Raw genomic sequence first — 20,956 nt, 5'->3', positions numbered from 1 at the left:
GGGCGCCGGTACGGTAGCTGCTGCAAGTGCCGCCCCCGCACAGATCAGGAATGCCGCCTTTGCCCTGTGACCTCGCATAACCGCTCCTCAACCGCTTCGCATGGGTGGACACCGGCTGCGGCGCAGGGTGCGGTCTTTGGTACGGGCCGAACGTCCCCGCGGGGCTGTCGTTGCTCCTCTGCCGACACGCTACGACCAGTCGGTGGAATAATGCCACCCCAATGGGCTGCAAACGCGCGAGACGGCGTGTTCGGGACATCTGCCTGGTTCTCGCCGGAATTCTCGCCGGAATCGACGATCATGCCGCTCGCTCGCTCCTCTGCGAAAGGCGCGCCCCATCGCTCACCTGCGGAATGTCTGCCCCACCGCGTCGTCGTCGGCCGACCAGGGTGGGGTGGAGCCATCCGGCGTTTGCCTGGATGGTGCGGCCTGTCGGTGAAGTCCCCCCGGGCGTCATGGCGTTGATGATGCTGCCGCGCCGGCCGTGTTCGGGCTGAGGCGTGATGGGTGGGTGCGATGCATTCGGCCGTGGCCTTACTCGACGCATAAAGGGCGTGGAAGGAGACCGTCTTGGGGGCGCGCACTCCGGCCCGCCGCCTGGCCGTCGGCCGGGGCGTGGCGCGTCGCGATGCCTCCAGCGGCACATACGTGAAGCTCGCGTACGACAGACCGGCAGGGGTCGTCGCCGGAGCCCTCGTTCGTCGGTCTACGGCGTTGGGTGCACCGCAGCGAGCGAGGCTGCGTACACCTCCAGCGCGGACTGCGGCTTTCGCCCGAGCAGTTCGCGCAGCGTGTTGTGCTCGATGCCGGTGCCGTCCAGGAAGCCGCCCGCGATCGCCGAGTACGTCCCCACCAGCATCGGCACCTGGAAGGGCAGGGCGTCCCCGGCCGCGATGATCGCCTCCCGGGTCCGGGCGAGCGAACCGGGCTCGTACGCACCGCCGACCGCGGCCGCCAGCTCGGCGCCGCCCAGGGCTTCCTCTCCGACGAGCTCGTAGGTGCGTCCGGCGTGCTGCCGCGGGGCGGTTACCACGCGGGCCGCCACCTCCGCGAGATCCTCGCGGGCGACTGCGGCCAGACGCCCCTCGCCCAGAGGCGCGGCAATCGTCCCGTCGGGGCCCGGTGCGGCGATGGCGGCGAGGAACTCGGCGTACAGGCCGTTGCGCAGGACGGTCCACTCCAAGGAGCTCTGGCGGAGCCTGCGTTCGGTCCAGCGATGGGCGAGTGCGTACGCCAGGTGGTCACCGTCACCGCTCAGGCTCGTGTAGACGACGTGCCGTACGCCCGCCTTTTCGGCCGCGGAGAGGGCCGCGTCGTGACGGGCGATGACGACGTCGTCCTCGCCGTAGCCGGCGGAGATCAGCAGCAGCGTGTCCACGCCGGTGAAGTCGAGCGCTGCCGGGTCATCGAAGTCGACGCGCCGTTCGGCCGGGGAGCGGGGCGTGCGGGTGCCGAGTACCACGTCGTCGCGCGCCGCCAGTTTCTTGGCGACGAGCTGTCCGAGTGCGCCGGTGGCGCCGGTGACCAGAATCATGAGAAGTCCCTCCTGAGCTGTGTGGTTCCATCCTCAACAGAGGAGCTCACTCGCATAAGGAGGCACTTTCATGTCAGCAGGGCACACCGTGGTAACCACCCCTACAGCCACTCCTGCAACGACCCCCACAGCCACTCCCGCAACCAGCCCGGCCGTTCCGGTGGCTGCCGAGCCCGTGATCACCTGCGAGACGCCGCAGGACGAGTGCGGCGTCCGCGACGTCCTGGACCGGTTGGGCGACAAGTGGTCCGTCTACGTCGTGGTCGAACTCGCCTCCGGCGTCCGCCGTTTCAAGGAACTCCAGCGCGCCATCCCCGGTGACATATCGCAGCGCATGCTCACGCTCACCGTCCGTCGCCTGGAACGCGACGGCCTGGTGAAGCGCACGGTGTATCCGACGATCCCGCCCCAGGTCGAGTACGAGCTGACGGAGATGGGCCACAGCCTCACCCACCTCGTCAAGACCCTCGCCGACTGGTCCATCGCCCATCGCCCGGCCATCGCCGCCTCCCGCGAGGCATGGGAGGCGGCCCATCCGGACTCGGACGTTCGCTGACCGCACGGGACCGACGAAGTGAGGGTTTGGTCCTCGGGTGTCCCCGCCCGCCATCCCACTTCGCCAATGGACTTGAACCCGGGCATCCGGCTGTGACACCGTCAACTATAGTTTAGGGAGATCGAGAGGGGGCGGCACACCGTGGCTCAAGAAGACGAGAGGCCGGGTACCGGGATGTCGGAGAAGCCGACCGTGCCCGTGCCGGGCCCGGGTGCTTCGTTCGCCGACCGCTTGAACTATCTCTTCGACCGGGTACGGCCGCCGGGCGCAAAGGAGTTCAGCAACGCGCACGTCGCCCGGACGATCTCCTCCTACGGCGACGACAGTTTCACCGGCGCCTACCTCGGCATGCTGCGCAACGGCCAACGGACCCCGACCATCACGCTGGTGCCGCTCTTGGCCCGGTTCTTCGGCGTGGAGGCCGGTTACTTCGTCGAGGACGAGATCACGCGGAAGGTCACCGCGCAGTTCGAGCTGCTGGGGAAGCTGAGCCGGGCCGGCGTGAAGCAGGTTGCCCTGCGCGCGATCGGCCTGTCCGACGAGAGCCTGGGCGAAGTGCTGAAGGCCATCGACGCCGTACGCGAGCAGGAAGGCCTGCCGGCCGAACCCGAACAGCCGTAATCCAGTGCACTGTCCGTTCCAGCCCTGCCGATCTTGAGAGGAATCCGCATGTGGCGCCGACGCCGTGACCGCGAAGCCGCTGACGAGGTAGAGCGGCGCAGCCGGGAGTTCGTCGAAGATCTGGATCTTCCTCCCGTCGGCAGCGTCCAGGACCTGGTGCCCTTTGTGGGACAGCGGCTCGACCGCTCGATCCGTCTCATGCCCGTAACCCCCGACGCCTCGGACCCGGATGCCCTCCAGGCATCCGCCCCCTGCGGCCTGTGGCTGGCCACGGAGACCACGGACTACGTGTTCTACGACCCGAGCATCAGCCGGGCCCACGCCGACGCCATCATCGGGCACGAGCTGGCCCACATGCTCAAGCGTCACCCCGGCGGACTCCAGGTGCCGGCCGGGAATCTGGGCGGGCTGATCACGGACATCGATCCCGCCACCATTCAGCTGGTGCTCGGCCGCACTCGTTACGCAGACCCCGACGAACTGGAAGCCGAGATGCTCGGATCCCTTCTGCTGGAGCACGTGAGCACGTCCCGCTCGGCGGCGTCCCGCAGTTCACGGGACGCCGACCCGATAGCCCGCACGCTGCTGCGCTGAACGGAAAAGGCTCCCGTGAAAGACGTCCTGCATCCCCTGTGTCTGGCCATCGCCGGGTCCGGATTCCTCTTCCTGCTGCGTGACCTGCGCAGGGACCGCCGCGACCCCGCGCTGGTTGCGCTGGCCTTCACGTACCTGTTCTCCGCGCTCAGCTACGCGGTATCCATCACCTGGGTATGGGTGCGCATCGACAGCACCCTGGGCGTCACCAACATCGTGGTGCCCCTGGCTCAGAGCTGCGTGGTCCTCGTCTTCGCCCTGCAAGCCATCGTCCTCGCCCACTGGTCGAAGCCGCTCGCCGCGGCCCGGCGCCGCAGCCGCGCCCTGCTCGCCGCGGCGGCCGCCGTCATCGTCGGCATGGTCGTGCTGTTCGTGCTCCTGACGCCGGCCACACAACGGCCGGTCGACTTCTCGCTGTACTACGCCCATGACCCGTTCTTCCAGGCGTATATGACGCTCTACATCGGCACGTACACCGTGGCGGAGGTCTACCTCGCGCGGTCGTGCTGGAAGTACGCACGGGACGCGGCCAGCGCGTCGATCGTCGGCGGTCTGCGGCTCATCAGCGTCGGCGCCGTCATCACCCTCGGTTACAGCGCCATCCGTATCGGCGCCGTCCTCGGTGCCCTTTTCGGGTTCAGCGTGAAGAGCCTCGACCCGTACGCCTGGCTGTGCGGCGACGTCGGCTCCACCCTCACCCAGATCGGGTACTTCCTGCCCACCCTGGCCGCCCGGACGAAGTCCGCCCGTGACTGGGCCACCGCGCATGTCCGCTACCGGCGCCTGCGTCACCTGTGGAGTGCGATGGACCGGGCCGACTCCGGCATCGCCCTGCGCCGCCCCACGCGCCAGCGCGACGACATCCTGCACCGCCGCAGCGTCCACTTCCCCCTCCTGCGCCGCCGGGTCGAGATCCGCGACGGACAGAACATGCTGCGCCGCTACCTCGACCCGGCCGCCCGTGCCGACTCCGAGATCCGCCGCCGCGCCGAAGGGCTGACCGGAGCGAAGCTCGCCGCGGCCGTTACCGCAGACCAGATCCACGACGCCCTTGTCCGGCACCACCAGAACAAGCCGGTCGACACCCCCGCCGACTACGCCGATGCCGAAGCCGAACTGCCGCTCGCCACCACCGAAGAGGAGCTGCGCCACCTCCAGCGTGTCGCCTCGTTCTTCACTCCACCACGGCCGGCGGCCCCCGACGCCTCCACCCCCACATCAGGAGCCCGCACGTGACCCTCCGCCGCACGCTGCTCGTCGCCTCCACGGCCATCGTCGCAGCGGCCACCATGACGTCCTCCGCGGCCGCGCGCTCGCGCGGCGGCGCCACCGCCCAGCCCGCCCGGTCCACCGAGCCCACCCCGCGCAAGGCGCTCCACCTGGCGCCCGCCCGCGAGCAGATCTCCGCGCTGCGCCGGGGCAGAGTATCCAGCCGCGACCTCGTCGAGCAGTACCTGGAACACCACGCCAAGGCCAACCCGGGCCTGAACGCCGTGGTCACTCTCGACGCCGAGGGCGCCCGCGCGGCCGCGGACAAGGCGGACCGGCACCTGGCCGAGACCGGCAAGCCCCTGGGACCGCTCCACGGTCTGCCGCTGACCGTGAAGGACGCCCTGGAGACGCGCGGGATGCGCACCACCTGCGGCTCTCCCGATCTCGCCGACCACGTCCCCGACCAGGACGCCGACGCCGTCGCCCGGCTCCGCGCGGCCGGTGCCGTCATCATCGGCAAGACGAATGTCCCGACGATGTGTCAGGACATCCAGACCAGCAACCCCATCTTCGGCACGACGAACAACCCGCACGCGGCGGACCGTACCGCCGGCGGCTCTTCCGGCGGCCCGGCCGCCGCTGTCGCCGCAGGTCTCACCAGCCTCGAGGTCGGCAGCGACCTTGCCGGCTCCCTGCGCCTGCCCGCCGCCTACTGCGGTGTGTACGCCCTGCGCACGAGCTACGGCATCGTCTCCACCCGTGGCCACATTCCCCGCCCGCCGGGCTGGCTCACCAGCTCCGACATGATCACTCTCGGCCCCCTCGCCCGTACGCCCGAGGACCTCGATCTCCTCCTGGACGTCCTCGCCGGGCCCGCGCCGTCCGACGCCGCCGCGTGGAAGATCGACCTGCCGGCGCCGAAGCACAGCCGCCTGCGCGACTACCGGGTAGGCGTCTGGCAGGACGATCCGTACTGCCACGTCGACAAGGACACCCGGGCCCTCCTCGAGACCGTCGCCGGGCTCGTCCGCTCCGCCGGCGCGACCGTCGACGACTCCACCCGGCCGGTGAACCTGGCCGACAGCGACAGGCTGTTCCAGCGCCTCATGTACGCCACCGCGAGCGCCACCGCCACCGACTCCGCGTTCGCGGCCGACATCGAGGCCGCCGACAAGATCCCCGCCGACGACCCGCGTGGTCTCTTCCTCCACTCGCGGACCATGCGGCACCGGGACTGGATGCTCGCCAACGAGGAGCGCGAGAAGCTGCGCGGCCGCTGGGCCGACTACTTCGCGAAGCACGACGTGCTCATCACGCCGGCCGCGCCGACGGCAGCCGTCGCCGACCAGACCTCCACCCCGGTCCCGAGCCGGTACATCACGGTGGACGGCGAGAAGCGGCCCTACTTCGACCAGACGACCTGGCTGAACATGACCAGTCACGTCCGGCTCCCCGCCGTCATCGTCCCGGCCGGGAAGACCGCTGACGGGCTGCCGCTGGGCATCCAGATCATCGGCCCGTACCTCGGGGACCGCACGGTCATCGATGTGGCGAAGCACCTCGCGCAGCTCCTGCCGAAGCCCTCGCAGCCGCCCGCGTTCGCGGCGTGACGAGGAACCTCTGACCCGGGCTTGTCCTGCCCCCACGGGGGTGGGGCGGGACAAGCCCGCACCGCAAGAAAGTTACGGCCTTTCCAGCAACTGATCAGACAGTGCGGGGAGTTGACGTCCGTCGACTTCCCATGAGGGGGAGAAGATGACGTACCGCGAAGGCGCATGGGTGTGGGACAAGGAGCGCGCCAAGGTCGGCCAGGTCATGGAGGAAGCCGAACGCTATGGCGAGGTGTACCTGCGACCGCCCGACGGCGGTCGAGAGTGGTCCGCCAAGCCGGTCGTCCTGCGACTGGCCACCAGGGCGGAGCGTGCGGCGGCCGGGGTCACGGCGGCCGCATGACGCCTGGCGCGCGGAGGCGAGGGGGCTTCGAACCGCCGACCTGCCGATGTGCCGCACCGCGTGCACGGTCCGGTTGGCGGTCCCGGACATCCACTCGTCGTGCGCCGATACCCTCTGGGGATGGCTCGCAGAGGAAAGAAGGCGCGGCGCCTCGTCGTCGACGGGGAGACGTTCCTGTGGTCGTTGGGCCACACCCATCGCGCGCTGGGCGACGGCCGGTACGAAGGCTGCTGCGAATCCCTCGTCATCCGCCGGTTCAAGGCCAGAGGGTGTCTCCGCATCGCCTTCCGGGAGGGCCGCGGCAGAGTCGTCCCGGACGGACTGATGCCCTCCGGGGCGGTCGGCACCGCCGAGGGCGGGCACCTGAACCTGCACGAGCCGGGCACGGTCAGGGCCCTGCTCGACGAGGCTCGTGCCAAGGGGTGGCACCCCGAAACCCCCTTGGCCGCGTGGATGGACGGCTGGACCCTCTTCGACGCCGTGGCCGCTCGTCGCGGCGCGACGCCCCACTCCGTCGAACCGGCGAACGAGCGGCAGTAGAAGGTGGGATGGACAGTTCAAGAGGTAATGGGCGGTGAGGACTCCTTGGCGCCCGGCGGGGTGAGCGTCGGGCCGATGGCGAGCAGAGAGCCGGGGGTGCGGCCTCGCCCCCAGCCGATGTCGCGACGGTAGCTGCCGAGGAGGCCCGTACGGTCCAGGTGTCCCTCGTCGCGTACTGCCGGGTCGTCGGGGAGGGGGTGGGTCTGGGGTGCGACGTACAGGGCGTCGGCCGGGCAGTTCGCCTCGCACTGGAAGCAGGTCTGGCAGTCGGAGCGGCGGGCGAGCACCGGGATGCCGTCCGTACCGCGGTCGAAGACGTTGGTGGGGCAGACCTTGATGCACTTGTCGCAGGCGATGCAGCGTTCCGCGGAGACAAGCTCGATCACGACGCCACCCCCAGCGCCGCCGCTACGGGCTCCGGGCGGGTCCACACCCGGTCGAGGCCGCCCGTGACGATGCGGTGATGCTGCGCGGGGTCCTGCGCCGGGAAGTCGAGGCGTTTGGCCATGCCGCGGGTCTCGGTGCGGGCGAGCGCCGAGGCGTACATCCAGCGGGCGTGCGCGGCCATCGCGGCCGCCTGCCTGGCCCGTACGACATCCCCGCCCCCGGCCTGCACAGAGGCGCGCAGCTGCGCCCAGACGCCGTCAAGTACGTTCAGCGAGGCGGCCAGCCGGTCGCCGTGGCGCAGATAGTTCTTCTCGTACGGCAGCACTTCGTCCTGGACCGCGGTGACGATGTCAACGAAGCCGTCGGCGGGACCCGGTGCGCCGGTCGGCCGGAGTCCCGCGCCGCCCGCCGCTGTCAGGGGCCGGGTCGCGGCGCGGACGCCGAGGGAGCGGGCGTGGCGGACCGCGCCCTGGCCCGCCCAGGTACCGGAGGAGATGGCCCATGCGGCGTTGTGACTGCCGCCGCCGGTGAAGCCGCCGCAGATCAGCTCGCGGGTCGCGGCGTCGCCGGCCGCATACAGCCCCGGGACGGTGGTGGAGCAGTCGTCGCCGGTGATGCGGATGCCACCGGTGCCGCGCACGGTGCCCTCGGCGAGCAGCGTGACGGCGAAAAGCTCGGTGAAGGGGTCGATGCCGAGGCGGTCGAAGGTGAGGAAGAAGTTCGGCTGAGCCAGTCGCATCGCCCGCCGGGCAGCCGCGTCGGCCCGGTCGAGGCGGCAGTACACCTTCTCGCTGAGCAGCGCCCTGGCGATCACGGACCGGCCGCCCTGGCTCGCCGCGCCCTCCAGGACCGTGCCGTCCTCGTGGTAGAAGGTCGCGAAGGAGTAGAAGGCGGTCTTGGTGACCGAGGTGCCTTCGGGTGCGATGCCGTACGCGTTGGAGAACTCCATCCCGGACAGCTCCGCGCCGGCCTCGGCGGCGAACAGCGCGCCGTCCCCGGTGTTGACGTTGCAGCCCAGCGCGCCGCTGAGGAAGGCGCAGCCACCGGTCGCCAGGACGACCGCCCCGGCCCGTACGCGGTAGGGCGACCCGGCCTGGCGCCGGTGCCCCCTGGCCCCGGCGACCGCACCGGAGGGGTCGGTGAGCAGCTCGGTGACCGGGCTGTGGTCCAGGATCCGCGCCCCGGCCCGCTGGACCCGGATACGCATCCTGCGCATGTACTCCGGGCCCTGCAGCCCGTTCCTGAGCGGCTTGCCGTCCGGGCCGGTGGGAAAGGGGTAACGGCCCGCCGCGGCCAGCTCGTTCATACCGGCGTACGTCTGGTCCAGCACCCGTTCCTTCCAGCGCCGGTCGGCCAGATATCCGCCCAGCGCTTCCCTGCTTTCCAGGGCGGCCGCGCGGGCGGCCGGTTCCGGGGGGACGTACCAGACACCCGTGCCGCCGGAGGCGGTGGCGCCGCTGGTACCGCAGTAGCCCTTGTCGGCAAGGACGACGTCCGCTCCGGCCTGCGCGGCCTTGAGCGCGGCCCAGGCGGCGGCGGGCCCGCCGCCTATCACCAGGACGTCGGTGGTGAGGTCGAGTCCGGTCATAGCGGCCGTCCCTCTCCTGAGGCGGCCGCGGCCAGCCGGTTGGCGGGGCGCGGCAGGCCATAGTGTTCGCGCAGGGTGCGGCCGGTGTACTCGGTGCGGAAGAGCCCGCGCTGCTGGAGGATGGGCACGACGTGGTCGACGAAGTCCTCCAGGCCGCCCGGCAGATGGGGCGGCATGATGTTGAAGCCGTCGGCAGCTCCTTGCGTGAACCACTCCTGGAGCTGGTCGGCGATCTGCTCCGGGGTGCCGGCGAAGACCCGGTGGCCGCGGCCGCCGCCGAGGCGGGCGATGAGTTCGCGCAGGGTGAGACCGTCGCGGCGGGCGAGTTCGGCGACGAGCGTGAAACGGCTCTTGTTCCCGTTGATGTCCCGCTCCTCGGGCAGCTCGGGCAGCGGCCCGTCCAGGGGCAGCCCGGTCAGATCGGTGCCGAGCATCCCGGACAGCTGGGCGAGCCCGTACTCGGGGACCTGAAGCTCCGTCAGCTCCCGCTCCAGCGCGCGGGCCTCGGCCTCGGTCGCGCCGATGACCGGGCAGATGCCGGGCAGGATCTTCAGGTGGTCCTCGGCCCGGCCGTGGCGGGCCAGCCGGGACTTGAGGTCCTTGTAGAAGGACTGGCCGTCGGCGAGGGTCTGCTGGGCGGTGAAGACGGCCTCGGCGTACTCGGCGGCGAACTCCTTGCCGTCCTCCGACGAGCCGGCCTGTACCAGCAGCGGGTGGCCCTGCGGGGTGCGCGGAACGTTCAGGGGGCCCTGCACCCCGAAGTACTCCCCGCGGTGGTTGATCTCCCGCACCTTGTCGGTGTCGGCATAGACGCCGCGCTCACGGTCGAGCAGGATCGCGTCGTCCTCCCAGCTGTCCCACAACTTGGTGGTGACCTCGACGAACTCCCGCGCCCGCTCGTAGCGCAGCCGGTGCTCCAGATGCTCGTCCTGCCCGAAGTTGCGGGCTTCGTTCACGGTGCCGGAGGTGACGATGTTCCAGCCGGCCCGGCCGCCGCTGATGTGGTCCAGGGAGGCGAACTTGCGGGCGGTGTGGAACGGCTCGTTGAAGGTGGTCGACACGGTGGCGATCAGGCCTATGTGCTCGGTGACCGCGGCCAGGGCGGACAGCAGGGTGAGCGGCTCGAAGCCGCCGAGGGCGTTGTGGCGGACCTTCCCCCACAGGGCCAGGCCGTCGGCGAAGAAGATCGAGTCGAGCCGGCCGCGCTCGGCGGTCTGCGCGAGCTGCTGGAAGTAGCGCAGATCGGTGACGCGTTCGGGCTGGGTACGCGGGTGGCGCCAGGCGGCGTCGTGATGGCCGGCGTTCATCAGGAAGGCGTTGAGATGCAGCCGGCGGTGGGTGGTTGCGGGCATGAGGGCTCCTTGGAGCGGGGGTGAGTGGGCAGGGTGGGACGACGGGTCAGCCGGCAGCCGGGACGCGCCAGGAGCTGAGCCGCCGTTCCACGGTCACCAGGAACTGGTTGAAGGCCACGCCGATGGCGGAGATCGTGATGATGCCCGCGTACATCTGCGGGATCGCGAAGTTGTACTGCGAGGCGTTGATCAGGTAGCCGAGCCCCGCCTTGGCGCCGACCATCTCGGCGGCGACCAGCACCAGGATCGACGCCGCTCCGGCCAGCCGGATGCCGGTGAACATGACCGGAACCGAGGACGGCAGGATCACCTTCTGGAACAGCTGCCGTGCGGACAGGTCCATGGACCTGGCGAGGCGGAGCAGGGTCGGGTCGACATTGCGTACGGCGCTGATGGTGTTGAGCAGGATCGGCCAGAGGCAGGCGTACGTCACGATGGAGATCTTCGATGTCTCGCCGATCCCCAGCAGCAGCACGAACACCGGCAGCAGGGCGAGCGCGGCCGTGTTGCGGAACACCTCGAGCAGCGGACCGAGCAGGTCGGCGACCGGCCGGTACCAGCCGATCAGCAGACCGAGCGGGACGGCGACGGCCACCGCCAGACCGAATCCGCTGAACGACCGTGCCAGGCTGGCACCCGTGTTGTCGGCCAGCCGGCCGCCTGCCGCCAGCTCCCACCAGGCACCGGCGACCTCGCTGAACGGCGGCAGGAATGTCCGGTCGACCAGTCCGAGCCGCGGCGCGGCCTCCCACAGGAGCAGCAGGGCGGCGACCGCCGCGGATTTGGTGACCCCCCTCAGCAGCAGGTACGGCAGCCGGCGGACCGCCCGGAACGGTGCCGGGGGTGACGCGGACGGGGAGGGGGAGGGGGAGGGGGAGGGGGAGGGGGAGGGGGACGGGGAGGGGGACGGGGAGGGGGACGGGGTGGTGTTGGCGGCTTCGGTGGCATCGACGGCGCTCGCCGAGCTCGGCGTCAGGGTCTTCTCGGTGGTTGCGTCGGTGGCCGTGCCGGTGGTTGCGTCGGTGGCCGTGTCGGTTGCGGGGCTCATACGGAAACCTCCTCCTTCTCCAACTGCTGGGCCCTGGCCACCTCGTCGTGCAGCAGCGACCAGATCTCGTGCCGGTAGCGCGCGAACTCGGGACTGGAGCGGAGGTCGTCCGTCGCCGTACGGGAGCCGAAGACAATCGGTACGACCTGCTTGATCCGGCCGGGCCGGGACGTCATGACGGCGACCCGCTGCCCCAGATACACGGCCTCCTCGATCCCGTGCGTGATGAAGACGACGGTCTTTCCGGTGCGCTCCCAGATCCGCAGCAGTTCGTCCTGCAGCGACTCCCTGGTCTGGGCGTCCAGCGCGGCGAACGGCTCGTCCATGAGCAGCACATCGGGGTCGTAGGCGAGGCTGCGAGCGATCGCGACCCGTTGCCGCATTCCGCCCGACAGCTCGTGCGGATGGCGGTTCTCGAACCCGGACAGGCCGACCAGGTCCAGAAACTCCCTGGCCCGTGCGGCGCGCTCGCGCCGTGGCACCCCGGTGGCCTCCAGACCGAACTCGACATTGCCCTGCGCCGTGCGCCACGGCAGCAGTGCGTACTGCTGGAAGACGATTCCGCGGTCCAGACCCGGGCCGGTGACGGGCTCGCCGTCCAGAAGGATCCGACCGCCGGTGGGCGCAGTGAGACCACCGAGCAGATCCAGCAGAGTCGACTTGCCGCAGCCGCTGGGGCCGACCAGGACGACGAACTCGCCCGCCGCTATCTCCAGATCGATGCCGTCAAGGGCAGTGAGCTGGGTTGCCCGCCGAGCCTCTGTCCGGCCCTTGCCCGCCTGGCCTTTCCCCGCCTGGCTTTTCCCCGTCCTGCCTTTCCCCGTCCGGCCTTTCCCCGTCGGGTCCTTGACGGTGAAGTCCTTCCGTACGCGCTCGAACGCGATCTTGGGTGTGGTGGATTCCGGCATGGGGTCAGCTCCCGCTCGTCGAAGCGGAGGAGGATGGTGCAGCGGACGGTGCACCGCTGCCGCCTCCGCCGGTCGCGTTGAACTCATTGGTGTAGAGCTCGGACAGCGTCACCTGGTCCTTCTCGATATCGCCGCGCTTTGCCAGCCAGTCGATCCAGAGCTGGAGTTCCTTGCCGGTGATGCGGCCGCCCTTTTCGGCGACGCCGTACGACTTCCAGTACTGCAGGGGGGCGACCTCCTCATTGCGGCCGCGCTTCTTCACGATGTCCGTCATCCGGGCGATGACCTCCTTGCGTGGAGTGGTCCGGGACCACTCGATGGCCCGCCCCACCGCGGTGACGAAAATTCGTGCCGTGTCGGGGTTCTGCTGCAGGAAGCGGTCCGTCATCACATACGTGCCGGCGCTGAAGGCGCCGAGCAGTTCGTAGTCGGTGAACAGCCGGCGGATTCCCCCCGTCGCCAGGGCTTTATCGCGCAGAATGCCGCCGAGTACGGCCACCTCGATCTGGCGCTTGCGCAGGCTCTGTTCGGTGTTGACCGGAGGCACCACCAGCGGTTCGACCTTGCCCACCTGCCCCAGGGACAGGCCGCCCCGCTCCAGATAGATGTCGAGCAACGCCTCGGCGTGGGCGCCGAGGGTGTTCATCCCGACCTTCTTGCCGATCAGGTCGCGGGCCGAGCGGATCGGGCTGTCGTCGAGTACGTAGTAGCCGTTGTAGGCGTCCTTGTCGGAGCCGTAGTAGCTGATGACAGCCTTGATGGGAGTTTTGTTCGCGGCCAGTTTGACGACCGCTCCGTTGAACGCCCCGCCGAAATCGGTCTGGCCGGTGGCCGCGGACTGGATGTCCTGCGGGCCGCTGATCGTGTTCCCGACCCACTTCAGCTTCACGTCCTCCAGATAGCCGAGGTCCTCGGCCAGCTCGGGCAACGTGACCTGACCCGCCCAGCCCTGATATCGGAGTGTCTTGGTCTGGCCCTTGCCGGACGTTGCTCCGGTCGCCGTCGTGCCGCAGCTCACTGCGACCGCCGAAAGACCGAGCAGAGTGAGGAACTGTCGTCGGGTCGATGCGTTCAGCGTGGCCATGGGAAGGTCCTGTTCACGTTTGGTGGAGCGGCTGGAGTGTGTTCCTGAGCCGCCGAGATCATCCGGGGACGTACAACGAGACGGCTTACGTCGCAGCCGGTCAGTGATAGCCATGGCGCCCCGGCCGGAAATGGTGCGCCCGGGTTCTTCTTCAGCGCATAACAAGGAAAGGGCTGCTCGCCAGAAATGCCTGCGGGAAATCCGCCATTCACGGAAGCGGGCAAGAACCCAACGGCGCCGACGGCTCTGGCGAGGACCGTCCGGTGGGCAACTGCGGCGCAGACGAGATCAGCAGGCGCTATACGCCGTCGCCCGCGTCAGCGGGCCGGCGTGAACATGAACCATGGGCGTCAGCATGAATCATGGAAAGAGTCAGGAGACGATGCCGGCCGGCAGGGCTAACGACCAGCGGCACAGATGGCGCTGGCCTGACGTCGCAGATCGACGTGCAGGCGCGCGGCGAATTTCTCGGACTGGCTCACACCCGAGAGATTGACAGCGAAAATCAGCCACGTCAACGCATCTTCCGGATGCGTCTCACATTCCGAATTCCCTGTCACGTGCAGGAAGCACGGCGTTCACAACCGCGCTGCGCCGAAGCCCCGCGGGGCCGTAGACGGACGGGCCCGTCCAGCCGATCCTGACCCGCCTTGACCCGCCTTGCCTCGTCTTGACCGGGTGATGGGTTGGCGCGGCGGTGTTGATCACTGCGCCCAGTTCGGCGTCCAGGTCTCGGTGTCGCGGTGGCCGGGCTGTGTGGAGCCGAGGTAGCGGCGGAGAGCGGTGAGCGCGGGGTGCGGGTTGTCGCTGCGCCAGATCAGTGAGTGCGGGTAGACCGGTGTCGGATCGTGGACGGCAACGCGCCGCAAGTCCTGGTCGGCGGGCCAGACGAGGCGGGTCTGTTCGCCGACGAAGGTCGCCAGCACCGAGGAGTCGGCGATCGTGTCGAGGAGCGGCTCGGTGCCGAAGTCGGGACCGGTCGCCTCGATGGTGAGCCCGAATGCGGCGGCGAGGTCGTCGTAGTAGGCGGCCCACTCGGTACCCGTGACGATGCCGGGCATCCAGATCCGGTGCCCGGCGAGCTGTGCGGGTGTGACCGCGCGGGCGGCGGCGAACTCGTGGGCCGGCCCGGTCAGGAGCTGGATGCGCTCGTCGAAGACCCGGACGGACTCGATGCCGTCGGGGAGCTGCCGCGCGGGCAGGGTGACCGCGCGGAATGACGCGTCGATCGCACCCGACCGGACAGCGGCGATGGCCGCCTCGGCGTCGAAGAGAGTCACGACGTCGAGTCCGGTCTCGGGATGCGCGCGGTGGAAGCCGCGCAGCAGATCTGCCGGCGCGAGCCGCCGCCCGATCACGTCGACCCGTAGCGCGCGGCTGCCGGGCCGCACGGAAGCGGCTGCCCGCTCTTCGGCCTGGAGGAGATCGCGGGCGTGGGGAAGAAACGCCTGCCCGTCGATGGTGAGCTGGGCTCCGCGCGCGGTGCGGGTGAACAGCCGCACACCGAGATCCTTCTCCAGCGCGGCGATGCGCTTGGAGACGGCCTGCTGGGTGATCGACAGGTCGGTGGCGGCTTCCTGAAATCGCCCCCCGTCCGCGACGGCGACGAAGGTGCGCACGGCATCGAGATCCACGCCGGCCATCCTAGTCGCACAACACATGGTTGTGGCTTGGGACGAGGAACGGTTGTTTGATCTGCTGACCCGTTGCTGGCTTTGATGTCCTTGGTCAACATGAGGTTGTGTGAGCGCGACACGAGGGGTGGGCTGGGCATGGGAGCCAGGCGGTCGCTGGGGCGGCAGTTCGGGTGGCTGTGGGCGGCGTATGGGGTCAGCGCCTTCGGTACGTGGCTCGCGTTCGACGCGTTCCCCATGATCGCGATCCTTGTGCTGCATGTCGGGCCGACGGAGGTGTCGGTGCTGGCGGCTGCGGGGCTGGCGGTCGGGGCGGCGGTGGCGGTGCCGCTCGGCCCCTGGGTGGAGTTCCGCCGCAAGCGGCCGGTGATGGTCGCGATGGACCTGGTCCGCTTCGCGGCGCTGATGAGCATCGCCGCCGCGTACGCGCTCGGCCGGCTCAGCTTCGTCCAGCTCCTGGTCGTAGCGGTCGTCGTCGCCGCGGCCGACATCACCTTCAACGCCGCCGGCGGCGCGTGCCTGAAGGCGCTCGTCCAGCCGCAGGACCTGCTCGCCGCAAACGGACGGTTCGAGTCCACGACCTGGACCGCCACGGTGCTCGGACCGCCGCTCGGCGGGGCCGCGATCGGGTTGTTCGGTCCGGTGATGACCGTGGTGGCCGATGCGTTCAGCTACCTGCTCTCGGCGGCAGGGATCCGCGCGATCGGCGGCGCGGAGCCGCACCCCGTACGATCCGCTGCGCCCCGATCCGCTCCACCGCGATCCGATGCGCCACCACGGCGCCGAGCCGCCGACCTGCTCGAAGGGTGGCGGTACATCCTGACCGACCCGGTGCTGCGCCCGCTGTTCCTCAACACGGTCCTCGTCAACGGCCTGATCATGGCGACCTCGCCGCTGCTCGCCGTCCTCATGCTCGGCCACCTCGGCTTCGCGCCCTGGCAGTACAGCATCGCCTTCGCAGTCCCCTGCATCGGCGGCCTGATCGGGTCGCGGCTGGCCCGCCGGCTCGTCGCGCGGTTCGGGCAGCACAAGGTCATGTTCGCCGCTGGGGCGCTGCGCGCGTGCTGGTCGTTCGGGTTGGCCTTCATCCGCCCCGGCGCCGCCGGGATCGTGCTCGTCATGGTCGTCGAGCTCGGGCTGATCACGTGCATTGGCGTGTTCAACCCGGTGCTCGCCACCTACCGGCTCGACCAGACACCGACGGACCGAGTCGCCCGCACCCTGTCCGCGTGGTCGGTCACCAGCAAAGCCACCACCGCGGTCATGACCGGGCTATGGGGCCTGCTGGCCGGCATCACCAGCCCCCGCACCGCGATCGCGATCGCCGGCCTCCTCATGCTGACCACCCCGCTCCTGCTCCCGCGACGCGACCACGCACCGCACCACGAAAGGGAATTGACCCAAAGCCACCCATGACACCGCACCATGCGGCGTGGTCGCCGCCGGGCGGCCCACCCGGCATTGCCATCGCCAACGCCGCCGCCTTCACATGGACCCCGGCTGAAGGCCGAGAGCCGCGGCGGCCGCAATCAGGTGACCCCCTCGTCCGTGGTACCGCCGTGTGCCGCCGGCCAGGGCATGCGGTGGACGTCGGTGATCTCGAAGTCACCGGGAGTGGGAAGGCCCTTGGGCCGGGTGATGAGCCGGGCCTCCAGCCCGGTGCGGGAGGTGCCGGAGGGACCGGAGCGTGCTGTGTCCTTTAAGGCGAGCCTCGGCCGCGGCCCGGTGCAGAGCCGTCAGGCTCCCCAGCGAACCGCTCACCCCGGCCACGACGCGCCGGCCGCCGGTTCCGCCCATCGGGCCACGCTCCTCGTCCTCGTACTGGTCCTGGTCCTGGACCTGTGCCGCGTCTTTGTCTCCGCGTTCCTGTCGCTCCCCATCGAAATGCCGCAGGTAGAGCGATCGCCATGTGTTGGCGATTTCCTGACGCGGGGAGAGGACACCATGACGGCTTCATGACGACAGCGGAGAGGACGGCGAGCCAAGCTGGAGGGACGGGCCCAGCATGTCGGCGTCGAGGACCCGATCAGAAGTCGTACGGCTTGGTGGTGTTCCAGTTCGTGACGTCGGCGCTGGACCAGGTGAACTTCGACGGCATGCCCTTGCTGTCGAAGGCGTCCTGCTCGGTGGCCGGACCGGTGTCGCCGGTCTGGTCGCGCAGGGCGATGGAGAAGGTCACCGACGTGTGGGTCGTCGCGCTGTCGGTGAAGAGGTTCACGGCGGAGTAGACCGTGCCGCCGGGGCGGACCGTGATCCGGGCGTTGCCGCCAGGGGCGTCCTTGGCCGAGTGGTGCAGGACGTTCGACGTCTTCCCGAGCATGATCGACGGATACGAAGTGACCCAGCAGGGCTTGGAGTCGGCGTTCTTCGCGGTGATCAGCAGGTGCTCGCCCTGTTGCTTCGGGAAGCGGTGCAGTACGGAGTACGAGATCTCGTCGCCGTGGCACTGACGGGTGTCGGCGGAACCGGCGGTGGTGACCTTGCCGGAGTCGGCACGCGAGCCGGAACCGGACGTTCCCTTTTTGCCGCCCGTCCCCGCCGTCCCCGACGCCTTGTCCGAGTCCTTCGAGTCCTTTGTGTCCTTCGAGTTCTGCGAGCCGTCGGCCGTGCCGCCGCTCTGGCTCACGTCGGCGGCCTTGGTACCGCTGCCGCCGTCCGAGCCGCCGCAGGCGGTCAGGGTCAGGGCCAGTGCGGCGGTGGCGGCGGCCAGGGCGGTGGTGGTGAGGCGGGATGTACGCATGCTGGGTTCCCCCGTGCGGTCGTGCGGGACTCGTGGAGCCGTTCCCGCTGTGGAGACCAGCCTGGCCGGGCCCGCTGGCGTTTCGCTTACGCACGGCTGACGTCCCGCTGACGCCACCTCCGCGGCCGCCGGCTCACGTCCGGGCCGTGAGCCGCACCATCGCCGTGTCGTAGCGTGCCTGCAGCCCCACATCCGCCGACACCCGCAGCAGCGCGCCCAGCGCCCGTACCGCACCGTCGTCGTAGCCGCACGACTCCGCCTGGCGCGCCGCTTCCTCGAGCCGCCGGACGCCCTCGGTCTCGTCACCCATACCCAGCAACGCCTCCCCGGCTGCCGTGAGCAACAGCACCCGGGACGCCTCCGAGGTGTCCGAGGGGTCGTCGAGGGCATGTGCGGCGATGGACGTCTCGAGGGCCGACTGCCATTCCCTGGCGTCCAGTTGGTGTCGGGCGAGGTGATAGAGGGCCAGCCGCTCGGTGTGCCGGTCGTCGGCGCCGCGAGCCAGTCGTGCCGCCTGTGCGCATCCCTCGGCTGCCTCCTCCAGGCTGTCGAGCGCCGCTTGCGCAAGCGACAGATTGACCAGCGCGGTCGCCTCGCCGCGGGCATCGCCGGCCCGCGCGGCGAGCACGGGGGCGGCTTCCAGATGAACCAGCGCCTCACGGGTGCGGCCCTCTTCGGTCAGCACCCATCCGAGCAGGGCGAGGATCCGTGACTCGGCGCGGGCGTCGGCATCGGCCCGCGCCGCTTCAAGTGCCGTCTGCAGCAGGGGAGTCCAGCCGTCAAGAACCCGCCACACCATCTGCGGCCACATGGCCAGGACGAGCCGCCAGGTCCTGCTGTGCAGTCCGGCGGTGTGTGCGGCGGCCGCCGCCAGAGTCAGGTCGTCCCGTTCGGCCGCGTACCAGGCCATGGCCTGGTTACGGTCCGTGAACTCCCGTATCGCCCGCGGGGGATGGAAGTCCGCGGGCGGCGCGAAACACGACTCGTCGCCGGGCTCGGCCGCGCCGGCCGCGGCAAGAGCCGTGGCCACACTGTGGTCGAGCACCCGCACCAGGGTGTCGGGCCCCGTGTCCAGGCTGCGCGCATAGAGCCGTACGAGATCGTGCAGTGTCCAGCGGTCCGGCGCGGCCCGGGTGACGAGGTGCGCCGCGGCGAGCCTGTCCAGCGCGGCCTCGGCCGTGACCGGGTCCGTGCCCGCCAGGGCCGCCGCCGTATACCGGTCGACGTGCGTGCCGGGATGGCGGCCGAGATGCGCGAAGTGGTGCGCGGCGTCTTCGGGCAGCCGGCGCACGGTGAGCCTCAGCGCCGCCCGTACGCCGGTGTCCTCCACGTCCAGCAGGCTCAAACGGCGTGACTCGTCGGACAGTTCGTCGCTCATCGCGCCCAGCGACCAGGCCGGCTGGTCCGCCAGCCTGGCGGCGGTCACCCGTAGCGCGAGGGGAAGCCCGCCGCACAACTCGGCAAGCCGCCGAGCGGCCACCGCCTCCGCGAGTACCCGTTCCTTTCCGAGCACCGCGGCAAGCAGGGCCGTGCTGTCCTCCGGTTCGAGGACGTCCACGGGCACGGGACGGGCGGCATCGGAGGCGATCAGGCCGCGCAGCCGGTACCGGCTGGTGATCACGGTGACGCAGCGGGCGCCGCCCGGCAGCAACTCCCGGACCTGCCCGGAGCCGCGCACATTGTCGAGGACGACAAGGAGGTGACGGTCGGCGGCAAGAGACCGGAACAGCGCGGACGCACCGCTGGCCGACTCCGGAATCCGGCGCGGCGCAACCCCCAGCGTCAGGAGGAACTCTCGCAGCACCTCGACGAGGGTCGGCTCTCCCGTCTCGCTGAAACCACGAAGGTCGGCGTAGAGCAGCCCGCCCGGGAACCTGTCGCGGTTGCGGTGGGCCCAGTGCACCACGAGCGCCGTCTTGCCCACCCCGGCGGGCCCGGTGACCAGGCAGACGGGCGCTTCGCCGGCGGCGGCCCTGGAGAGTGCGGTGAGTTCGCCGGTGCGCCCGTGGAAGCCGCGCGGCATGCGGGGGAGGAGGTCAACTGTGCCTGGATGGAGGGGAGTTGATGCATCGAGCTCGGGGCCCTGTGCGGCGACGGGTGCGGCCTGCGCCGGGTCCGAAGCCGGGGTCTGTGCCAGGTCCGAAGCCGGGGTCTGTGCCGGGACCGAAGCCCGGGTCTGCGGCGCATCCGCATCCTCCCCGCGCAGCACCACCGCGTACGCGTCCGCCAGCTCCCGTCCCGGGTCGACCCCCAGCTCGTCGGCGAGCAGCCGCCGGGTGCGGTGGAACCAGTCGAGCGCCTCCGAGCGGCGCCCCGCACGCTGAAGCGCCCTCATCAGCCCGGCGGACAGCGATTCGCGCAGTGGATGGACACCCGCCTCCGCGCGCAGCACGGCCGCGGCACGGGCGTGCTCGCCCATCCGTGTGTAGCCCGCGGCCAGCAACTCCACGGAGGTCAGCCGAAGCTCCTCCAGCGCATGCGCGGCGGCCTGCAGCGGTTGACTCGGATACGCCCCGGTCAGTGCGGGCCCCTGCCACAGCGACAGCGCCTCCTGAAACATTGCCACCGCGTCGGCCGGCGCACGCTGACTGCGGGCCAGCGTCACCAGCTCTTCGAAGCGGTGGGCATCGAGCAAGGACTCCGGCATCCGCAGGACGTACGCCGTGCCCTGAGTGACCAGTTCGACTCCGAACACGTCGGCGTCCGCACCGGCGAGCAGGACCCGCAGGCGTGACACGTGGCCCTGGATGACACTGCGGGAGCGCGGCGGGGGTTCGTGATCCCACAGCGCGGCCGTCAGCTGGTCGACCGGCACCGGGTGGTTGGGCCTCAGCAGCAGAGCGGCGAGCAGGCTGCGCCGCTTGGCGGGACCGAGCGGCAGTTCGCCGGCCTCGGTGGCGACGGAAACCGCTCCGAGCAGCCGGAACTCCACTGACGCAACTCCTTGTGGGGGAAGGAGCAAGATTACCGGAGGTGGGGTCGAGCGCGGTCCGGCGTCGTCCACGGGACCACCGGCGCTGGTGCCGGCGACTTCCTTCGCGGTCGGACCGCAGTCCTTGGCCCGAACCGCGCCAAGGACGACAACGGCCCGGCCGAGTGGTTGCCGCAGGCCAAGGACGGCACCTGCACCTACACCACCGACCGGGCCTCAAGACGCCCGAGGCACTGCTCGATATCTGCATCCGCTGACCCCGCAGCCGGCACA

19 protein-coding genes and 1 pseudogene are annotated in these 20,956 nt (G+C 70.4%); 8 read left to right on the top strand and 12 right to left on the bottom strand.

Features of this window, described 5'->3' with window-relative positions; translation table 11 throughout:
- Positions 1 to 706 precede the first annotated feature (706 nt).
- Positions 707 to 1,534 carry an NAD(P)H-binding protein gene (locus ACZ4S3_RS20030; protein ID WP_467935957.1) on the bottom strand — a complete coding sequence of 276 codons (828 nt, stop codon included), beginning with the start codon at positions 1,532 to 1,534 and terminating at the stop codon, positions 707 to 709.
- Positions 1,535 to 1,604: 70 nt separating this feature from the next.
- Here ACZ4S3_RS20030 and ACZ4S3_RS20025 point away from each other — a divergent pair, with 70 nt between their 5' ends.
- The 7 genes from ACZ4S3_RS20025 (at position 1,605) to ACZ4S3_RS19995 (ending at position 7,010) form a co-directional block, all read left to right on the top strand.
- Positions 1,605 to 2,090 carry a winged helix-turn-helix transcriptional regulator gene (locus ACZ4S3_RS20025; RefSeq protein WP_467935955.1) on the top strand — a complete coding sequence of 162 codons (486 nt, stop codon included), beginning with the start codon at positions 1,605 to 1,607 and terminating at the stop codon, positions 2,088 to 2,090.
- A 174-nt stretch (positions 2,091 to 2,264) separates the two neighbouring features.
- Complete coding sequence (locus ACZ4S3_RS20020; RefSeq protein WP_467935953.1) at positions 2,265 to 2,711, top strand: hypothetical protein; 447 nt, start codon at positions 2,265 to 2,267, stop codon at positions 2,709 to 2,711.
- A 48-nt stretch (positions 2,712 to 2,759) separates the two neighbouring features.
- On the top strand, positions 2,760 to 3,305 hold the full coding sequence (locus ACZ4S3_RS20015; RefSeq protein ID WP_467935952.1) for a hypothetical protein: 546 nt from the start codon (positions 2,760 to 2,762) through the stop codon (positions 3,303 to 3,305).
- Positions 3,306 to 3,320: 15 nt separating this feature from the next.
- Positions 3,321 to 4,541 carry an MAB_1171c family putative transporter gene (locus tag ACZ4S3_RS20010; protein WP_467935950.1) on the top strand — a complete coding sequence of 407 codons (1,221 nt, stop codon included), beginning with the start codon at positions 3,321 to 3,323 and terminating at the stop codon, positions 4,539 to 4,541.
- Complete coding sequence (locus ACZ4S3_RS20005; RefSeq protein WP_467935948.1) at positions 4,538 to 6,127, top strand: amidase; 1,590 nt, start codon at positions 4,538 to 4,540, stop codon at positions 6,125 to 6,127. The genes ACZ4S3_RS20010 and ACZ4S3_RS20005 overlap by 4 nt, the downstream gene beginning before the upstream one ends.
- A gap of 145 nt (positions 6,128 to 6,272) precedes the next feature.
- The gene (locus tag ACZ4S3_RS20000) at positions 6,273 to 6,470 is read left to right on the top strand and encodes a hypothetical protein (protein ID WP_467935946.1); all 198 of its coding nucleotides are present in this window, start codon (positions 6,273 to 6,275) and stop codon (positions 6,468 to 6,470) included.
- Between the two features lie 120 nt (positions 6,471 to 6,590).
- A complete protein-coding gene (locus ACZ4S3_RS19995; protein WP_467935944.1) occupies positions 6,591 to 7,010 on the top strand; it encodes a hypothetical protein in 420 nt (139 codons plus the stop codon).
- Positions 7,011 to 7,027: 17 nt separating this feature from the next.
- On the opposite strand, the gene ACZ4S3_RS19990 is transcribed toward ACZ4S3_RS19995, so the two are convergent.
- The 8 genes from ACZ4S3_RS19990 to ACZ4S3_RS19955 all read right to left on the bottom strand — a co-directional run bounded on the left by ACZ4S3_RS19990 (position 7,028) and on the right by ACZ4S3_RS19955 (position 15,011).
- On the bottom strand, positions 7,028 to 7,396 hold the full coding sequence (locus ACZ4S3_RS19990; protein ID WP_467935942.1) for a 4Fe-4S dicluster domain-containing protein: 369 nt from the start codon (positions 7,394 to 7,396) through the stop codon (positions 7,028 to 7,030).
- A complete protein-coding gene (locus ACZ4S3_RS19985) occupies positions 7,393 to 8,985 on the bottom strand; it encodes an FAD-dependent oxidoreductase (RefSeq protein ID WP_467935940.1) in 1,593 nt (530 codons plus the stop codon). The genes ACZ4S3_RS19990 and ACZ4S3_RS19985 overlap by 4 nt, the downstream gene beginning before the upstream one ends.
- On the bottom strand, positions 8,982 to 10,337 hold the full coding sequence (locus ACZ4S3_RS19980) for an LLM class flavin-dependent oxidoreductase (protein ID WP_467935938.1): 1,356 nt from the start codon (positions 10,335 to 10,337) through the stop codon (positions 8,982 to 8,984). The genes ACZ4S3_RS19985 and ACZ4S3_RS19980 overlap by 4 nt, the downstream gene beginning before the upstream one ends.
- Before the next feature lie 46 nt (positions 10,338 to 10,383).
- Entirely contained in the window at positions 10,384 to 11,385 is a 1,002-nt protein-coding gene (locus ACZ4S3_RS19975) for an ABC transporter permease (RefSeq protein WP_467935936.1), read from the bottom strand.
- Positions 11,382 to 12,293 (bottom strand): ABC transporter ATP-binding protein, encoded by a 912-nt coding sequence (locus ACZ4S3_RS19970; protein ID WP_467935934.1) that lies wholly within the window; start codon positions 12,291 to 12,293, stop codon positions 11,382 to 11,384. Before ACZ4S3_RS19970 ends, ACZ4S3_RS19975 begins: the two co-directional genes overlap by 4 nt.
- Positions 12,294 to 12,297: 4 nt before the next feature.
- The gene (locus ACZ4S3_RS19965; protein ID WP_467935932.1) at positions 12,298 to 13,377 is read right to left on the bottom strand and encodes an ABC transporter substrate-binding protein; all 1,080 of its coding nucleotides are present in this window, start codon (positions 13,375 to 13,377) and stop codon (positions 12,298 to 12,300) included.
- A gap of 398 nt (positions 13,378 to 13,775) precedes the next feature.
- Complete coding sequence (locus ACZ4S3_RS19960; protein ID WP_393905965.1) at positions 13,776 to 13,859, bottom strand: putative leader peptide; 84 nt, start codon at positions 13,857 to 13,859, stop codon at positions 13,776 to 13,778.
- Positions 13,860 to 14,081: 222 nt separating this feature from the next.
- Entirely contained in the window at positions 14,082 to 15,011 is a 930-nt protein-coding gene (locus tag ACZ4S3_RS19955; RefSeq protein WP_467935930.1) for a LysR family transcriptional regulator, read from the bottom strand.
- Between the two features lie 138 nt (positions 15,012 to 15,149).
- Here ACZ4S3_RS19955 and ACZ4S3_RS19950 point away from each other — a divergent pair, with 138 nt between their 5' ends.
- Complete coding sequence (locus tag ACZ4S3_RS19950) at positions 15,150 to 16,427, top strand: MFS transporter (RefSeq protein WP_467935928.1); 1,278 nt, start codon at positions 15,150 to 15,152, stop codon at positions 16,425 to 16,427.
- A 281-nt stretch (positions 16,428 to 16,708) separates the two neighbouring features.
- On the opposite strand, the pseudogene ACZ4S3_RS19945 reads toward ACZ4S3_RS19950, so the two are convergent.
- From ACZ4S3_RS19945 to ACZ4S3_RS19935, 3 genes and pseudogenes are all read right to left on the bottom strand, one after another.
- Positions 16,709 to 16,808, bottom strand: a pseudogene (locus tag ACZ4S3_RS19945) (universal stress protein); the annotation flags it as partial.
- Positions 16,809 to 17,037: 229 nt separating this feature from the next.
- Positions 17,038 to 17,751, bottom strand: a complete 714-nt coding sequence (locus ACZ4S3_RS19940; RefSeq protein WP_467935926.1) for a DUF4232 domain-containing protein — start codon at positions 17,749 to 17,751, stop codon at positions 17,038 to 17,040.
- Between the two features lie 133 nt (positions 17,752 to 17,884).
- Positions 17,885 to 20,683, bottom strand: a complete 2,799-nt coding sequence (locus tag ACZ4S3_RS19935) for an AfsR/SARP family transcriptional regulator (protein WP_467935924.1) — start codon at positions 20,681 to 20,683, stop codon at positions 17,885 to 17,887.
- Positions 20,684 to 20,956 lie beyond the last annotated feature (273 nt).

Source organism: Streptomyces sp. NPDC028368 (assembly GCF_055565615.1).
Note: the sequence above shows the minus strand (reverse complement) of the source record. Positions and strands in the feature narration are given on the sequence as shown.

What these genes read in the sequence shown, in the direction of transcription:
- ACZ4S3_RS19980 (WP_467935938.1), bottom strand. Translation starts at nt 10,337, where the DNA reads ATGCCCGCAACCACCCACCGCCGGCTGCATCTCAACGCCTTCCTGATG.
- ACZ4S3_RS20020 (WP_467935953.1), top strand. Translation starts at nt 2,265, where the DNA reads ATGTCGGAGAAGCCGACCGTGCCCGTGCCGGGCCCGGGTGCTTCGTTC.
- ACZ4S3_RS19950 (WP_467935928.1), top strand. Translation starts at nt 15,150, where the DNA reads ATGGGAGCCAGGCGGTCGCTGGGGCGGCAGTTCGGGTGGCTGTGGGCG.
- ACZ4S3_RS20015 (WP_467935952.1), top strand. Translation starts at nt 2,760, where the DNA reads ATGTGGCGCCGACGCCGTGACCGCGAAGCCGCTGACGAGGTAGAGCGG.
- ACZ4S3_RS20030 (WP_467935957.1), bottom strand. Translation starts at nt 1,534, where the DNA reads ATGATTCTGGTCACCGGCGCCACCGGCGCACTCGGACAGCTCGTCGCC.
- ACZ4S3_RS19940 (WP_467935926.1), bottom strand. Translation starts at nt 17,751, where the DNA reads ATGCGTACATCCCGCCTCACCACCACCGCCCTGGCCGCCGCCACCGCC.
- ACZ4S3_RS19995 (WP_467935944.1), top strand. Translation starts at nt 6,591, where the DNA reads ATGGCTCGCAGAGGAAAGAAGGCGCGGCGCCTCGTCGTCGACGGGGAG.
- ACZ4S3_RS19975 (WP_467935936.1), bottom strand. Translation starts at nt 11,385, where the DNA reads ATGAGCCCCGCAACCGACACGGCCACCGACGCAACCACCGGCACGGCC.
- ACZ4S3_RS20025 (WP_467935955.1), top strand. Translation starts at nt 1,605, where the DNA reads ATGTCAGCAGGGCACACCGTGGTAACCACCCCTACAGCCACTCCTGCA.
- ACZ4S3_RS19965 (WP_467935932.1), bottom strand. Translation starts at nt 13,377, where the DNA reads ATGGCCACGCTGAACGCATCGACCCGACGACAGTTCCTCACTCTGCTC.
- ACZ4S3_RS20000 (WP_467935946.1), top strand. Translation starts at nt 6,273, where the DNA reads ATGACGTACCGCGAAGGCGCATGGGTGTGGGACAAGGAGCGCGCCAAG.
- ACZ4S3_RS19985 (WP_467935940.1), bottom strand. Translation starts at nt 8,985, where the DNA reads ATGACCGGACTCGACCTCACCACCGACGTCCTGGTGATAGGCGGCGGG.
- ACZ4S3_RS19970 (WP_467935934.1), bottom strand. Translation starts at nt 12,293, where the DNA reads ATGCCGGAATCCACCACACCCAAGATCGCGTTCGAGCGCGTACGGAAG.